The organism is Mesorhizobium sp. WSM4806 (assembly GCF_055811635.1).
Genome location: NZ_JBVVQZ010000002.1, coordinates 423,307 through 439,456 on the forward strand (window position 1 = coordinate 423,307; position 16,150 = coordinate 439,456).

Consider the following 16,150-nt stretch of genomic DNA (forward strand, 5'->3'; position numbering starts at 1 on the left):
TATTAGGACAGCGTGTAGGAGGAATTCAGCATGAAGGTTGTCGTCGCCGAGGCGCCACTGTTCGTAAAGAGGCAGCGCTGGTAGCGAGCCATCACGGGAACCGACAATATCTCGGCCACGTTGGCGCCGACGACGACGCTCTTGAGCCGGCGCCAGGTCACATTGTCGAGCGACACATCAATGGCAAGAGTTCCAGGCTCATTCGATAATACCATGGTGTTGAATTTGGCATACCGATGTGCGGTAGCGACCGCGACCGCAGTATCGCGCGCGCTGCCGGTCAGCGTTGCGCCAGCCGCAAGGGACGCGACGCTTTCGTTCCAGAAGATATTGTCGGCGCTGGTGGCCGTTATGGCGCCGGAAGTGACCGTGACGGGGTGCGTGGCGAGCGTGCCGATCACAGTGACGCCAAGGCCCTGACCGGCTGCGGTTTGACCGCGACCGCCGGTGATCTCGGCCTTTAGCTCCTCGTAATCCTGAACGTTGATGAATGGCATCGTCATCGTGACCGCGGTCGGGACCGAGGCGAGCGCGGTGCGCCCGGAGCCGGTCGTATAGGCGCCGGCGAATGTGGTGCCATCAAGCTCAATGGTATTGGCGTCGATCACCGTGATGGTGTAATTGCCACGGACTTCGGCCGTGCCGTTCAATACGCCATTGAGCGCCTCGACCCAGACAACCGCGCCGTTCGTGTAGGCATGGGCAGCGACCGTCAGACGGATAGCGCCGCCGGTGCCGGATATGGCGTTAGTCGGGTTCTTCCACAAAGCGTGGTTCATCGAGCGAATGCGGATTTTGTAAAGCGCGTTTGGATCGGGCAGCGACTGGTGCCGGACGAAGCTGGCTGCTCGGCCGGCGGTGCTGTCGATGATGCGCGAATGGAACCATGCCTCATCCTCGAAAGGCTCGATCTCGAGCACGGCCGATGTCGCCGTCGTGGTGATCGTGACCGCAGCGCTTTCAAGCGGCGTCAGGCCGCCGTTCTGGACGGCGTATTTCATCTGCGTCGCGGTCATCGAGGCGGCGCCGCCGATGTCGATGGATGCGCTGTTCTTGCCGTCGGGAATGCCTGTCTCGGGATCGACAGACACCAGCTCGATGATCTGGTGATTGGCGGCATGACGAGTGTTCGCCACGCCCGCCATGACCCGGAATGGAAGCGTGAACGTGTCCTTGCTGAGAAGCTCGATATACGAACCAGCCACCACGCCCGAGGAGATGGTCAAAAGACCACCGCTGACGGCCGCCGTCGAGCCGGAACTGGTGATATCCCACTGCTCGCTCAGAGGGCCTGCGAACGCGTCAACGAACTTGTTTGCCAGCGACCGAACAATCTGGTGCGGGATGTGAGCTCCACTGGCTAGCTCCGTCGACCGCGTTTTGGTCAGAGTGCCATTCGCCTGGCGCATTAGAAGATTGTCGGCCATTTATATTCCTGCTCCGGAAGGGTGTGAGGCCGTGATGGGCCCCACACGATGATAATTGCGACGGGGGATTACGGCCTGGTGGCTTCGCAATAGATACGGGCCTTGGCGTCCACTTCGTCGCCGGTCACGACGATTGCAGCGGCGCCCGACGTGGTCTGCTGGCCGCCACTGGCGCCGCTGCACACGAAGAGTTTGCCACCGACCATGTCGTTGGCGACGGCGGGCGCTGGGAAGTCCGTGAAGTTCAGCCAGGCGTTGGTGACGGGGGTGCGGATGGTGACGGTATTGCCGGAACCGGAGAGAACCTCATAGAAGCGCTCCGAGCCGTTGGCGTAGACCGCCTTGATGATGTTGCCGGCCGCAAAGGTGATCGCCGCGCCGTCGTATGTCAGGACGGCACTCGCGCCCGTGGTGTTGGCGGTGATGTTGCGGCCTCCGGCGACCGCCGTCCTGGTTGTGTCAACAAAAGCACCGCGCAGGCCCAGGCGATTGTAGAGGGTCCAGAGGAACGTCCAGCCCGTCAGCGAGGCGACGCGCTGTGAGCCGTAGTAGACCTCGGGTGTGATGCTCGTCGAGCCTATGCCGTTCTGCAGCTTGTCGCCCGAGGACGAGTTCAGCTTCACGTCATAGGGGTCGGAAGCGTCGGTGATGGTGAAGTAGGTCTGATAGACGACGCCGTCGTTGTCCTTTACCTCGACGCGATAGACGCCGATGTCGCTGATGGCCTGCTCGTGGATGACCAGCGTGTTGAAGGTGTTGAAGGCGCCTGAGGCTGGCAGGTTGGCACCGATGTCGCCCAGAGCGCCCGCCGGGGCAGCCGCCGGGGCGGTGGTCTTCAGTCCGTATTTGGTGGTGAAGGGGGCAGCGTTGTAGATTTGGGTGGCGCCGTTGTTTTCGAACCAGCGATAGGTCAGGCCCGTCGTATCAATGCCTGCCGCGCGGATCAGATCGGCGGCAACAACGGCGACGTTTTTCGTGGCGCCGGTCGCCTGTTCGATGCTGTCGGTGCCGCGCGTCAGGACGAACACCGAGTTCGTGCCGGTCTTGACCACGCCGAGCGTGATCTGGGCGACAACGTGGCTGGTCAAGCCGGTGACGGGGTCCGTGTAATCGCCTTCAAAATAGATGACGTCCGAAGGGACGCTGTCGAGCATGTTCGACTTGATGTTCATGGTCGAGCCACCGGCGTTGTGGACCGTGGTGAACGTCATGCCGGCGCCAGAAACGAACACCGCAGCCATGGGAGCGCTCGAAGAAATAAGCGCTGCCGTGCCTGCGACCGGCGTTGCCAAATCAAACGTCCAGCGACGGTTTGAGAGCTGGCCGGTGATATCCACGGCCGCGCCGATGCCGCCGATATAGACCTTGGCGGTCAGAAGCAGACCGGCGTTAGCGTTTACCGTCGTCCAGTCCGGCGTATAAGCAACGGAACTTTCGTCCTTGGAGAAAGCCTGTTGCGGGCCAGGGGTGGCACTGATGTAGGCAGTAATTGGCCTAGCATCGTTATTATCGACGATGGTTAGTTGGCCGGTTGCGACTATACCCATTATATTGTCTCCTAAGAAGAAATGATGTCTGCGAAGAACGTAGCTCGAGCGTTCACAGCATCAATGTTGATGTTGACCTGTTTGTACCCTGTTGCGTATTGGGAATTCCACGTCGCGTCGTCATTTGGTGGACCGAGTGGAATAATAGAAACCCTGCGCCAGCGGAACCAGTTGGCGGGGGTAACTGCGGTGACTTCCGCCCCATTTTTGAACAGACGGGCCGAAAGCGTCGTGTTTTGGCCTTGGCCAATTCGGAATATTGTTCCGTTGCTGCTCTCGATCGTAAGCTGGAAATTCGTGCCATCTTCTAGGTAGAGCTCCCATGCCAGCGGCGAGCCCGTGAGAACGTAGGATTTGCCATCGGTTGAATTCTTGTAGACTGCGTTCTGTACCCAGCCATCGCCCAGCGTGCTGGACGTCGGCGGTGTGGAGAACGTGCCGACGAAGTTGATCGAAGGAACCAAGCTGTTGGCAGCAATGGTGCTTAGGAGAACGTTGTTGCCGGCGAGGTTTACATAGGCAGTCGAGCCGACTTTTCCATCACCGCCAAAGACCGCATTTCCAAAAGCGTCGACGATTGAGAAGTTCGGAACTTCGAGGCCGTCGAGATCGTCGGCTTGAATGCCAAAGGTGGTGGCATCGACCCTTGCCGACCAGGCGCTCTTGTTCCCTGACGTATCGACGGCGCGTATCCAGTAGGAGCGAGCCGCCCCCGCCGGCAGGCCGCTGCGTGACATCTGGTCGGCCTGCGTCTTGAAGCTCGCCACCGTGGTCGCGGTGGGTTCTGCGGTCGTGGTGCTTTCGAAGATCTCGTAAAAGGCAAAATCCGCTTCGGTGTTCTTGTTCCACTTCAACCAAAGCAGTTCGAAACCTGGAATGATCGTCAGACCGGTGGGGATGGCAGGTGGGATGGTGTCGACAGTGGCCGTGTGGGTCACAGCTGTAGTATAGGCCGAGACATTGGAGCTCTTGTCGCGCGCCCTGACCCGGATCGTGTAGATGATGCCTGGAATGGCGTCGAACTCGAAGCGAGGCGTAACCACGGCATAGCCGACGAAGTTGCCGTCACCCTGCTTGATCTGGATGTCGTAGCCAGCGAAGTCGTCCTCGTCGTTGGCCCCCCAGATGGCGGTCACTCGCGCTTTGCCGTCGATTAGGGTCGACGTGACTTGAAGGTTATGCGGGGTGGCCGGAGCCTCACTGTCCACCATCTGGTAGGACTGGGCGTAGACCTCCTGGCTGTAGTTGAGCTCGGTCCTGCCCATCGTGTCGTACAGCGCCACACGGCAATATTTCGCGTTGAGCGACTCGACCGGAACATTCAGGATGTTCCCATTCAGATCGAAATCGGCGTCTCGCGAGGTCGGGTCGATCTCAGGCTCGTCGGAAACCCATACCAGGGAGCCAACGTAATCAACGATGCTGTCAATCGGCCAAGTGAAGGACACCGAGCCGAAGCCACGCTCGGCCGCCACCTGGGGTGCAGCCGGGGCTGGGTTCTTTATCAGGATCGAGGCGGGCTGGGATTGGTTGCCATAGAAGTCGAAGGCAGTGACCTCGACACGAAGCTGACGTGTCGCACCATCCAGGCGCATCATTGCCATGGTGTAGGTGAATATCGGAACGCCCATGAAGGTGGAGCGCAGCAGCTCCTCCGTGTCGCTGTAGATGTCAACACGGTAAGAAGAGAGTGCCGGATCCAGTTCTCCAGGTTCCCACTTGAGATCGGCAAACACGTCGTCGAAGAGATGAAGCTGGCCGCTTACGGTCGTCTCGTTCACCAAGGCGAGGTTCTTGATGGATGCGACAGTGCGGACTTCACCACTCAGATCGATGTCGACATAAGCCATGACCGTCTTCTGGCCGGTCATGGCTAAGCCCTGGATCGACACAACGTATTGGCCCTGCCGGACGTCATAGAGATTGAAGACCGGCTGGTTGACCTGGTCGTTGAACTGCCACTGGTCGTCGTTCAAGCGGCTGCTGATCGAGTAGGTCCGGACAAACTTGTTCGGATGGGGGTCCCACTCAACACGCAGGTTCTGGACCACCCGGCCGCTCCGGACCTCGGACCAAGGCGTTATCCGGGCGTTTTGGATCATCGACAGATCGGTCGGGAATTCCGGGATCGGAATGTCAACAGACCCAGGAGCCTCCGCCGCGACGGCATACTTCGTGCGGTTTACCTCGATAGCGCTGATGACGACGGTCTCACCGTCACCATCGTCGCCCTCGTTCTCCCCGATTACCATAACGCGGTAGGGCTTGACGTCCTGCCCGATCGTGAACACGGCCTGGCTGGGCAGGCCTACGGGAATGTCTTCCGTGACCTCCACGATACGGGTGGTATGCCCCACCGACGCGGAGGCGATCGGTAGGGTGGCAACCTCGAACTGGTTCAGATTGAGTATGATCTCGTGATCGAACCCATCCTCCAGATAGATGTTGTCGCGCAGGACGATCGTGCGGGCGCCGATGGTGCCGACAATACGGCCTGTGATGTCCTCGCCCATCGTGTCGTCGGACACGAGGATTATGTCGTACTGCTCGAGATACAGACCTTCACGGGCCGTTTCGAAGGTGACGGTCTCCACCTCCGTCTGGCCGGACAGCAACTTGACGTTCGCGCGATAGACCGCCTCGTCGGCGTTGTTGCAGCCAACAGCGATAAAGTCGTCGGGCACGCGGCCGAAGGTGTCGATGGAAGACTGGTCGTAAACCCGGCGGCGATCCTGTGCGTAGAAGAGATCGGGGTTCTTGAACGAAACTGTATAGTCGTTAACTCGGGTCTCGGTCTCCGTGTAGGAGTACTTGAAGGTCCCGCTCTTGACGTTTTCCTTGGTGAACAGATGCACAGCGGGAGCATCGTTGTCGATCTTGACACGACCATAACCATTGCCGTCGTCGAAGAAGCGGCCACCGAAAATGCCAAAGATATAGGTCGCCAGCTCGCGCGGGGACTGTGGGTCCTGGATCAGGCTATTGAAGGTGAATTGAGGCCTGCCGTTGGGTAGGCGCTGATCGCACCACACACCGCATTCGTAGATGTCGAACGGATCAACAGTGACCGGGTACGTCGCACTCATGCCGTACCGATCATTCTCCACGGCGTCGTAGCCGATGAAGGCCGGGTTGTTCGTGTATGCAAGCTTCCAGGTTCCATCCCAGACACCAGCATAAGTTCTCTCGACCGGATCGTAATTGGATGGCACCTTCACCACCCTGCCTTCGTAGACACCGGTGAGCTCTGGCAGGCTAGAGAACTGATCGCTGGACCGGCCCTTGAGGTGAACGGTGGCCAGATTGGGGAACCTCATGGGTTCGGCGATGATCTCCTGGAAGCTCTCCCAGGAGACATCAGTCCGATCCTCAGTAAGATCCTGGCTGTCCTTTGTTAGTTTGGTGACTCGAATGTCATAGGGGACGCCAATACGGTCCACCTTGATCTTCACCTCCCGAACGGCGGCAGAGGTGATCTTGTCACGAAGAACCAGCATGCCGGCTTGGTCGATGACTTTCACGCCCGCGGTCGGATCATATGCACCCTCGGGCCCTAGACCCGCGACCCAGGCAGCACCGTTGAACCACAAGAGCGTGCTGTCGGAAGGCTTAAACCACAGGTCCCCCATCCTTGGATCGGTCGGGGTTCCCACCTCCCAGAAGTAAATCTTCCGCTTGATATCCTGCCGAGCAGGGTCGATCAGCGCGATGTAGTTGGAGTCATCGAACTCGGCAATTTCTTTGCCAGGGGTGGCGTCCACCGTCAGATTGTCCGGGGTGAAGAACTCGCTGTTCGCGTAGAACTTTGGCTGGAAATTATTGACCCACCAGACCCGGCGGCCGTAAACCGCACCCAGTGAGCGTTCATCAGACGTGGGGTTGGGTTCAGTCGCCTGATTGTAAATTTTCTGGGTGCGGGCCGCGGTTGTGGCCGAAGCGATATCGTCCCGATGGATAATGTTCAGACCGTGTTCGTCCTCAGTGGTGGCGGTTCCCACATCGGCATAGAGAACGGGGGCTGTCCAAGAGGTCTCGTTTGAGGGCTTTATCTCAATCTGAATAGTTAAATCGCGTTTCCTGGCGCCATCTTCACTGTTACGAACAAGCTGGTTGATGACCAGTCGAAGCTCCAGCCAGTCGATGTCAGTCTGCGTCCCCTGTCGAACAACAGGGACATACTGTGACAGTTCAGTGTTGACTGTTTCGCTGACGGATTGCCCACCCAAAGTCGGAACGATCAGTTCTCCCAGTGGGGAGCCTACATTCACAGTGAGCTCAAAATCGGAGAAGTTTGACATCCCCGACGAATTGAGAAGCGGAGTGCCACCTACGTAGAAGTTCTTGGCAGTGCCGTCCTTCAGACCCTTGATCTGACCTTCGGAAATGGCGAGCACCAACTCGATGACGTCATCGCTAAAATAGGTGTCACGTTGGTTCTTTGGGCTACTACCACCCCCACTGCCGGCGAATTGCTTCATGCCTTCCAACGCTTCCTCATCCAAGCGAGGCGATCGACAGCCTGCTCGGGATCGAATTCCCATCGAATGAAGTTGAGGGGCGACGTCGCGTAGGGGTCGATCAGCGCCACCGGGCAGGTGTAGAGGTTGAGGTTCTCCGCGCCGATCGCATCGCCGAAGCTGTCGATCTCCTTGTAGGTGCCGACCTGGACCGCGTGGAATGCGCGCTCCGCGCCGGGGTGCGCGCCCAGCGTGTAGCCGGCCGAGTGAATGTGGCCCGACACGTAGATGTCGTGCTGGCCGTCGAAGAGCGCCTTCTTCACCGCGCCGAAGTTCTTCAGGTACTGCGAATTGCCCGGGAAGCCGTGCGCGGCGTAGATCTTCAGCTTGCGACCATTCGGGAAGCGAAGGCCAACCCGGGCACGCCAGTCGCGGGCGGCGCCAGCGTTGCCGGCCAGCATCTGGTCAAGGATCTTGGAGTGGCCGGACCACAGATCGTGGTTGCCATAGATCACAAACATCCAGTGGACGCGGTTCAGGAAGTATTCGACCAGCGCTCGGGCCTCGGCACCATCCGTGGTCTGCTCGGACCACAGGCGCGCGAGGCGGCCGGACCAGTTATTCCACATGTCGCCGAGACAGGCACCGAACATACCTTCGTTGCGACCGTCGAAGATCTCTGTGTGACGAAGCAGAAGCTTGATGTTGCAGCCGTCGCTGTCGACGTGGGGATCGCCAAGGAAGCCGACGCCGATCGGGCCGTCGATGTTGATGCTGACCGGGATCAGCTTATCGTGCTCGCGCTGCTTGTTCTTCTTCTCGAAGACGCGGATGCGACGCTCCAGGAGCTCTTCGATATCCACCGGCGGCCCATCGTCCACGGTGAAGGGCTCGTCCGCTGCCGTGGGCATGTTTGCAAGAGCGCGCCGGAGCGTCCGCTCAGAGATATCGAAGCCCATGCTGCGGAGCATTCGTTCAGCCGGACGAAAGCCACCAGCCTTGCTGAACGCCTCGATCATTTTCTCGTGGGTGGGGCGCATTGAGTTACCTTTTTGCAATTGCGTCGGTGTCGAAGGAGAGGAAGTGCCCACCGACGAGGTCCTCGCCGTAGAGGATCGGAATGCGTGTCCCGATCTCGACCGTGTTCTTTGGGGCGCCGAGGTAGCGAGACTTCTTCTCGTTGTCCTCGGCGTCGGGAGCGGGCATCAGCAGTTGGGAGATGCCGCCAAGGAAGATCAGCGCGCCCGCCTGGAGAAGGAAGCCGATGCCAGCGAACCAGCCGACCGCGATAAGCGCGACCCCAAGCAGGATCTGGAGAAAGCCACCGCTCTTCCCGCCGGCGAACTGCGGGATCAAATGGATCTCGCCGTTGATCGCCGGCCGGTAGAGGTTCTCGACATTCTCGCATCCCGCCACGGTGATGCGGTGGCGTCCCCTGACAGCGTTGGGACGGAACCCAGGGAGCTGGCGGGTGACGAGAGTGACGGCTTCGGCGACGGTGCTGGCGTTGACCTCAATCGGGCCTGGGTGAAATTTGGCGAAGTATCCGTGGAGGAATACCTTAACTTGCATTTTCCCATTTCTGATCGACGAGGACGCGCCCTTTTTCGACCCGGAACGAGCTCACGCCGTCCGTGCCGATGATGAGGTGCAGCCACTCGGGGTAGTTTCGAAACCCGTACCAGTCGTTGGTCGACAGGTTGGAGCCTTTGCCAGGGTGGGTGTGCCAGGTGGCGACCACCTGGTCGTGATATTTGATCAGGTCTTGGCCCGAGACTTCGAAGCCGTTGTCCGAATGGACGCAGATGTTCTTGACCTCAACAATCTCACCGGTTGTCAAGACAAAGCCGACGCGCTCCGGACCCTCGGTCAGCTTACCCTTGAGTTCCTGGATTGGCGGCTCGAAGTTCATCTAGTAGCTTCTGCTTGCTTGGCGACATATAATCCCGGAGATCTCGCGTCTCCACTCGGTTGATTGCCTCGTGGGGAAGATCTTGATGGCGATAGATGCCGGTGCAATTATTCCGAAGTAGTCCCCGATATGGATCGACCTTTGATCGGGCACCATACAGGTGGTGGAGAACACGCCCGTTTTCAACGAACACACCGCAGTGATTTCCAAAAGAGGACGACACCGCGGCCACCACCATGTCGCCAATATGGATCTCGGATGGGTGGACGTTGATCTCCTTGAAGCCGGCGTCTCGATAAAGGTCTTTGAAGAGGTTCAACCCCTTCTGATAGAAGTCCTCTGGTCGAGCAAAGTTCGGGAGCTCGATCTGGAAAACGTCCAGATAAAAATCCCTGAGAAGGCCATAGCAGTCGTACTTGCCCCAGATGAATTCTCGACCCAAAAGGTGATTGTAGTTCATCACGAGAGCCTCACAGTGGGGAACTCAGGGGGCATGAATTGTCGGGCCGGGACGCGGCTGTTCGGACCTTCGGTCATAACACGCAGTTCGGCTTGGATGGACTGGCCAGCGGTGACGTTGGCGATGCGTGAGATGTACCACATGCGCCGCTGGAAGATGTTGACATCGCCCTCGTAGTGGGCGCGCAGGATCCGGTAGCGAATGACCGTTGCCCGATCGAGAAGGCGTCGTCGGATCAGGGTGCTGAAGACGCCCTCGGGGTTGATCAGCTGCAACGTTGGACGGCTCTCCTCGTCGTCGGCTGAACGCTTTTCGCCGGATAGCTGGACGCCGAACATCTCCCAGACCTGACCCTGCCAGGTGCGGGTGACGCTGTCGCTCAGGCGCAGGATGACCGGCTCGGTGCGGAGCTGGATATGGTAGAGGTTGACGAACGCATCAGCCGTCAGCTTCTGCGACTCCGTCATATGCTCTTGGGGCTTGTTCATGGCTGCAGGATCAATTCGACGGTGAGTTGTTCGACTTTGCCGTTGCCGTTCTCGACACCCTTGGGGACCTGGAGGGGTTTGGAGAACCGGCAGACGACGAGGCCGCGTGTCCGGTGCGGGTAGTAGAAGGGCTCGTAGAGCCGATGGGTCTCGTAGAACTCCACCATCCGCTGCATGTTGATCTGCGGATTGATGTCGCGATCGACCACGCCGGGGGACAGCTCGTAGAACCACATGGCCTTGAAACTGAGTTTGAATGTGATCTGGTCCGGCCCGCGGGGCTTGGTGGCGAACTGGTAGCCGCCCCCAAACTGGATCACGGTTGAGCTCGACGGGTAATCGTCCTCGACGAGGTGATAGGGAAAGTCGAACGTCTGCATCATATCTTTCCGGAGTTGATTGCTTTGATCAGCGTGCGCGTAACGCCACGGCGGCGGATGTCGTCGCTGATGTAGGCCACCACGTCGTCTGGCCCGAGCTGTGGCTTCTCCTCCGGCAGGACCGCCCAGACATTAACGGGACGCTGGTCAGCCGGCTGGGGTGCCGGGACGGACGGCATGCCGGCGGCGATCCGGCGGTTGCCGAGAGCGTTGACCTTTTCCAGCGCGTCTCGGCCGATCTGGTTTACGGCGGAAGTGCGCAGGATCATCTCACCGGGCTGGACCATGCGGAGCTGGCTGTCGCGGAACGGGGCGCTGCCATGAATGTACTCACCGCCGGCGGCACGCTTCACGCCGGAGATGTATTGGCCGGTGGCAGCGCCACCGCCGAAGATCGCCCCTAGGAAGCCACCGCCGCTACTAGCCCCCATGAGGCTCTGAAGCATGTTGAAGACGAGCGCCTTTGCGATCATCTGCATGAGCATCTGGACGACGGACAGGGCGAATTTCTTGAACGCCTCTTCCGCCGACATCGAGCCGGAAGCCAGGTCCATGAACAGCGTACTCATAGAATTCGCGATGCCGTCGAGCGCCTGTCCCCAGGCCTGGCCGATGCGTTGAGCGGACGAGATCATCATCCCGTTATTGTCCATCAATCCATTACGCTGCATCCAGGCGCGGTTCGCTGCCTCGATAGAGTCCTTCAGCGACAACTCGCCCTGGGCCGCTGCTTCAGTGTCAGCCGTCGCCTGCCGGCGCACGCCGGTCAGGCTCTGCTCGACCGAGTACTGACGCTCCTTCAGCGCCTGGACCATCTGGGAGTTGGCACCGTACTGTTGCTCGGCGGCCGACACCTGCTGGAGGATGTAGGCGTGGAGCTGCTCAAGCTGGTTGAGGCGCTCCTGCTGCGCCGCCTGCTGCTGGAGCTGGACATCGTGCTGCATGCCCTGGACTTGGGCGTCAGAGTACTTGTTCGCATAGAGCGGGTTCTGCGCGGCCTCCAATCTTGCCTGCGCATCAAGCAACGGCTCGAACTGCATGTTCTCGATCGACTGCTGATAGCGGTCGAGCAGTGTGACGACCTTGCCGCTCAGGCCGGAATTCAGCTCGTCCTTCAGGCTGGCAAGCCGGGTGTCGAAGTCGTCCGTGCCTTCGTTCTCTTTCGTGAAGGCATCCACTTCCTTCTTGGCCATTTCGGCCCACTTGGTCTTCACCTGATCGATGATCGACTGGATGGCCTGCGGGTCCTGGGCTTTCGACGACTGGACCATGAGCGTGTTGATCTGGGCTTCGAGCGCCTGGGCCTGAGAGTCCAGAAGCTCGGTCGTTTTCTTGATCTGGTTCTTCTTGATCTTCTCACCGGCGCTACGCACGGCGTCACGCGCGCCCTCGGTGAGATTGTCCGTTTGGGTCTGCAGGGCGTCGTCGGCGGCGTCCAACGGACGCTGGACCATGCCCTTGACCTTCTGGAGGTGCTGGGCGGCCTTCGACACGACCATGTCGAGGAACTGAGACGCCGTTTGATTGATGTTGCCACCGTTCTTGGTGACAGCATCCGAGCCGAGCAGTTCCACAGCGTTGGCGGTCGGGTTGTCCCGGACGCTCTTGTAGCCAGTCTGGCCGAGCAGATGCGAGCCGTAATAGTCCTTGAAGGACAGTTGGGTCGTGCCGAGCTCTTTCTGCGTCCGCAGCATATCCTGGATGCCGGCATAGATCTGCATCTCGACGCTGCTACGATCAGCAGCCGTCAGGCCATGGCTTTCCCAGTTGGCGTCCGTGTTCTGGAAGAGACCATATGCAGTCGAGCCGGGGTTCTTTGCGGTCGGGCTGAAGCTGCCACCGGTCTCGAACGAGGCGAGCGCGAGCGCGATCTCAGGTGGGATGCCCCCCTTGTTCGCGGCCTCAATGATCCGGCGCTGGATGTCGGTCGCACTCTCCGTGGGAAGGCCACCTAGCGCGAAAGATCCAAAGTCGTCGGCGACGGAGATGCTGGCGATCTGGCCGGCGAGTTGCTTGGCCTTCTCGTTGAGCTCGTCCAGCTTCTGCTTGACCGCCTTGATGTATGCTTCGGTCGAGTTGTTATCGATCGACTGGGCGAGATTTTTCATCTCGTCCTGCACGCGCTTCAGCTGGTCATTGAGGTTCTCGTCGAATACCTCATTGGCCTTCGCCGCCAATTCGGCGCGCTTTTCAATCACGGAGCCGACGAGATCGTCCCGGCGGTTCTTCTGATCGTCGCGGATCTTCCGCTTGGCCAGTTCCAGGTCGGCGTCGTTGTCGCCGACGTTCTTGTCGGGGTTGACGTCGAAGGCGTCTCTTTCCAGCTTGGCCAGCTTGGTGTCGAGCTCATAGAGCTGGTTCTCCAGAAGATCGACCTGGCGCTCGTTCTGGGCGTCGGAGAGTTGCTTCCGCGTCGAGGCGATCTGGCGCTCAACGTTCTTCTGCTCCTGCTCGATCATGTAAGCCTGGAACTTCTTGAACGCCGTGATCGAGCCCTCGGCACCCTTCTTGAACGCGCCCTGGAGACCGGCGATGTCCGTCTTCAGTTCGCTGCCGTCGAGGGCCTTATTGATCTCGCCCTCGGTGAACTGACCGGACTGGCGCATTTCCTCGGCCGCGGCCTTGAGCCCGTCATTGATCTTGCCGATGCGTGCATTGAGCTCGGCCTCAAGCTCATCATAGGCCTTCTTCGTCTCTTCGATCGGGAGGTCTGAGCTGATGATCTCGCCCAGGCGGTTCGTCAGGAAACCCGTGGTCTCGTTCTTGAGACGGTCGGCGCTCTCGTAACCGGCGGTGCCCTGAAGGGTAGCCCCGGCCTGCTTGGAGACCTGGATACCGCGGTCAATGCCAGCTGCCTGGATCTGGGTCAGGTACTTCGACAGCGGGTCAAAGGACTGCTTCAAGGTCGTCAGGAAGTTGAGATCCTTGCGCAGCTCGACAAGCTGATTGCGTTCGTCGTCGGACAGTTCGCCACCGACGCCGAGAACACCGCTGCGCTCGTCCAGCGGTTTGATCTTCCGCTCGGTTGCGTGGATCTGGCGCTCCAGGATGGTCGCAAGGGCTTGTGCGCGTTGACCGTCGACCTTGTCCAGGACCTTCTGGTTCGAGGCGATCAGGAAAGCCTCGGCAACATCCTGGCCGAACTGCTGAGCGACCTTGTCGTTGAAGACAGAGGTCTGGTCCGAATAGACAGCCCCGCCGTTGGCGAAGCGCTTGGAGGCGCCCATTGACGCCGTGAACCAGCTGTCGTTACGCGCCTGGTCGGCAGCGGCCTGCCGAAGCACCTCGATCCGCTGATCTATCTTGTCGACCAGAAGGCCGAACTGATCTGGCAGACCGTTGACCATTTCGGCCTTCAGGTTCTGCATGGCCTTGATCAGATCCGCGATGGAGGCGGTCGAGGCGTCGATCTCGCCAGTCAGCTCCTGGAAGGTTGAGAGGACCTCCATGATTTTGGTTTTGCGGAGGACTTCGCTACCTTCGCCGTCGAGGCTCTTCTGTTTACGGGCCAGGTCGTCCATCGCCGCGGACAGGCTGCTGATCCGGTCGTTGGTGTGGTCGACCGACGCCTGGTACTCATTTTGCTCTGTCTTGAGCTGGTCGAGCGCAGCCTGCACCCGGCCGGCGCGGTCGGCATAGTGTGATAAAAGCTGCAGGCCCGTGATCAGCGCCGTGGCGCCGAAGAAGAGCGGGTTGCCGAGTGTAGCTGCGCGCAGGAGCCCCAGGGCGCCAGCCGCGCCGGTCGCGGCCGTTCCGATGGCGAGCATGCCAGCGGCCAGCTTGCCGAGACGGACCAGGACGAAGGCCGACGCCAAGGTGGCGAAGGCCGTCCCGACGATCTCAACCAGCGGGCCCATCTCCCGAAGCCAGGCGATAACATCCGATGCGACAGAGACCGTGTTCTGGAGTGTGCGCAGGAACGGTCCGAAGGCCGTGTAAACCAGCGCGCCGAGGTTCGAGCCGAAGTTCTTCGCCGTGTTGGCGAGAGACTCCATTTGGGTCTCGTTCGCCTCGGCGGCGGCATTCGACAGAAGGAAGGACTGCCTGAGCTCCGACATCGTGTCGAGATTGTTCGACAGAGCCGTGAAGGCGGCAGCGGCGCGAACCTCCAGACCTTCGAAGGCGCTCGACGTGTCGAAGCCAGCGTCCTTGAGGTTCTGCATGACGCCCGACAGGCCATGCGTCTTGAGGTCAATGTCCTCCATCGAGAGGCCGAGGCGGGAGAGTTCCGACTTGAGGTTCTTGGACGGATTGATGAGATCGACGAGCAGCTGCCGCAGACCGGTGCCAATGGTCGAGCCGGAGCGGATACCAGCGTTGGCGAGTGCGCCAACCGCCGCCGTAAGTTCGTTGTAGCTGATACCAACGGTGGCCGCGGTATTGCCGGCGTACTGGAGAGCGGCCGTCAACTGGTCGAGCGTCAGCTTGGACTCGTTCAGGGCGGCGGTGAACACGTCGGCCAGGTGGCCGGCCTCGCCGGTCTGCAGGTTGAAGATGTTGAGCGCGGACGTGACGACGTCCACGGCGTTCTTCAGCTCTGTGCCAGCGGCGGTCGCCAGCTTGCTGACAGGCTCGATCGCCTCGGCGACCTCGCCTGCCGACATACCAGCCTGGCCCATCAACGTGGCGGCTTCGGCGATCTCGTTGGCGGTGAACTTGGTCTTCTCCGCCACCGAGAGAAGTCGGTCTTCCATCACCCCCATTTCACCGTTGGTCGATGCGGTGATCGCCTGGAACTGCTTGAACTGCGCATCGAGCTGGACGATGAAATTGCCGAGGCTGAAACCGGCGGTGTAGGCGCCGCCGACCATGGCGTAGTTGTTCAGGATGCCAGCCTGGGACAGGAACTGGTTGGCACCGCCATTGAGGTTGCGGCGCTCGCTCTGCTTCATGAAGCCGAAGGCAGCATCGCCGTGCTGGGCGCGGAAGTTGCGCTCGTCCATGCGGGTGCGGAGGATGCGCTCCTCGTTCTGCAAGTTGGTGAGTGAGCGTTTGACGGAGCGGAGATAGGTGGCGTTGAGCTCGTCGAAGTACTTGCCGACCAACTGGTTGGTCGTTGCCTTCATCTCGTTGATCTCGCGCTGGAATACAGCACGATTGGCCTGGGACTGCGTGCTGCCCTGGGCGTAATCACGAGCGATGGCCGTAGGAGCCGAACGCTGCCGGTTGCGGATCTGGGAAAGACGAGCCTCGTGAGCGGAGGTGTCCTGGCCCTGCTTTTTCAGCGACTTCAGTTCGCTTTCGAGCTTGCGGATGTAGGAGACGTATTCCTCGGCCGCCTTGCGCATGTTCTTCTGAACATCGGTGGCGCTCACGGCGAGGTTGTCACTGAACGATTTCAGTTTCTGGCGGAGCTGATCAATTTCGCGAAGACTATCCTGTAGGTCGATATCGACGTCGTACCGGATGTCGTTCTGCTCAAGCGCCAATATGACCCCCTAGCGTCCTAAATGCTGCCTCGAGGGCGTCCCAGCTTTCA

General features: G+C 60.0%; 10 protein-coding genes. All 10 read right to left on the reverse strand.

The features are described 5' to 3' along the window. Positions 1 to 2: 2 nt before the first annotated feature. Positions 3 to 1,427, reverse strand: a complete 1,425-nt coding sequence (locus AC0L2M_RS04735) for a hypothetical protein (protein WP_473534177.1) — start codon at positions 1,425 to 1,427, stop codon at positions 3 to 5. Positions 1,428 to 1,495: 68 nt separating this feature from the next. After that, positions 1,496 to 2,974, reverse strand: coding sequence for a hypothetical protein (locus AC0L2M_RS04740; protein WP_473534178.1), 1,479 nt, complete (start codon positions 2,972 to 2,974; stop codon positions 1,496 to 1,498). 11 nt (positions 2,975 to 2,985) lie between these two features. After that, positions 2,986 to 7,452 carry a phage tail protein gene (locus AC0L2M_RS04745; protein ID WP_473534179.1) on the reverse strand — a complete coding sequence of 1,489 codons (4,467 nt, stop codon included), beginning with the start codon at positions 7,450 to 7,452 and terminating at the stop codon, positions 2,986 to 2,988. Beyond that, the gene (locus tag AC0L2M_RS04750; protein ID WP_473534180.1) at positions 7,449 to 8,471 is read right to left on the reverse strand and encodes a hypothetical protein; all 1,023 of its coding nucleotides are present in this window, start codon (positions 8,469 to 8,471) and stop codon (positions 7,449 to 7,451) included. The genes AC0L2M_RS04745 and AC0L2M_RS04750 overlap by 4 nt, the downstream gene beginning before the upstream one ends. Positions 8,472 to 8,475: 4 nt before the next feature. After that, complete coding sequence (locus tag AC0L2M_RS04755; RefSeq protein ID WP_473534181.1) at positions 8,476 to 9,003, reverse strand: tail assembly protein; 528 nt, start codon at positions 9,001 to 9,003, stop codon at positions 8,476 to 8,478. Then, complete coding sequence (locus AC0L2M_RS04760) at positions 8,993 to 9,343, reverse strand: hypothetical protein (RefSeq protein ID WP_473534182.1); 351 nt, start codon at positions 9,341 to 9,343, stop codon at positions 8,993 to 8,995. The genes AC0L2M_RS04755 and AC0L2M_RS04760 overlap by 11 nt, the downstream gene beginning before the upstream one ends. After that, on the reverse strand, positions 9,306 to 9,803 hold the full coding sequence (locus AC0L2M_RS04765) for an NlpC/P60 family protein (protein ID WP_473534183.1): 498 nt from the start codon (positions 9,801 to 9,803) through the stop codon (positions 9,306 to 9,308). Before AC0L2M_RS04765 ends, AC0L2M_RS04760 begins: the two co-directional genes overlap by 38 nt. After that, positions 9,803 to 10,291, reverse strand: a complete 489-nt coding sequence (locus tag AC0L2M_RS04770; protein ID WP_473534184.1) for a phage minor tail protein L — start codon at positions 10,289 to 10,291, stop codon at positions 9,803 to 9,805. The genes AC0L2M_RS04765 and AC0L2M_RS04770 overlap by 1 nt, the downstream gene beginning before the upstream one ends. Further along, the gene (locus AC0L2M_RS04775; RefSeq protein ID WP_473534185.1) at positions 10,288 to 10,671 is read right to left on the reverse strand and encodes a hypothetical protein; all 384 of its coding nucleotides are present in this window, start codon (positions 10,669 to 10,671) and stop codon (positions 10,288 to 10,290) included. The genes AC0L2M_RS04770 and AC0L2M_RS04775 overlap by 4 nt, the downstream gene beginning before the upstream one ends. After that, complete coding sequence (locus AC0L2M_RS04780; RefSeq protein ID WP_473534186.1) at positions 10,671 to 16,100, reverse strand: phage tail tape measure protein; 5,430 nt, start codon at positions 16,098 to 16,100, stop codon at positions 10,671 to 10,673. The genes AC0L2M_RS04775 and AC0L2M_RS04780 overlap by 1 nt, the downstream gene beginning before the upstream one ends. Between the last annotated feature and the right edge of the window lie 50 nt (positions 16,101 to 16,150).

Coding starts and splice junctions, on each gene's coding strand:
- AC0L2M_RS04775 (WP_473534185.1), bottom strand. CDS start 10,671: ATGCAGACGTTCGACTTTCCCTATCACCTCGTCGAGGACGATTACCCG.
- AC0L2M_RS04770 (WP_473534184.1), bottom strand. CDS start 10,291: ATGAACAAGCCCCAAGAGCATATGACGGAGTCGCAGAAGCTGACGGCT.
- AC0L2M_RS04745 (WP_473534179.1), bottom strand. CDS start 7,452: ATGAAGCAATTCGCCGGCAGTGGGGGTGGTAGTAGCCCAAAGAACCAA.
- AC0L2M_RS04740 (WP_473534178.1), bottom strand. CDS start 2,974: ATGGGTATAGTCGCAACCGGCCAACTAACCATCGTCGATAATAACGAT.
- AC0L2M_RS04750 (WP_473534180.1), bottom strand. CDS start 8,471: ATGCGCCCCACCCACGAGAAAATGATCGAGGCGTTCAGCAAGGCTGGT.
- AC0L2M_RS04755 (WP_473534181.1), bottom strand. CDS start 9,003: ATGCAAGTTAAGGTATTCCTCCACGGATACTTCGCCAAATTTCACCCA.
- AC0L2M_RS04735 (WP_473534177.1), bottom strand. CDS start 1,427: ATGGCCGACAATCTTCTAATGCGCCAGGCGAATGGCACTCTGACCAAA.
- AC0L2M_RS04760 (WP_473534182.1), bottom strand. CDS start 9,343: ATGAACTTCGAGCCGCCAATCCAGGAACTCAAGGGTAAGCTGACCGAG.
- AC0L2M_RS04765 (WP_473534183.1), bottom strand. CDS start 9,803: ATGAACTACAATCACCTTTTGGGTCGAGAATTCATCTGGGGCAAGTAC.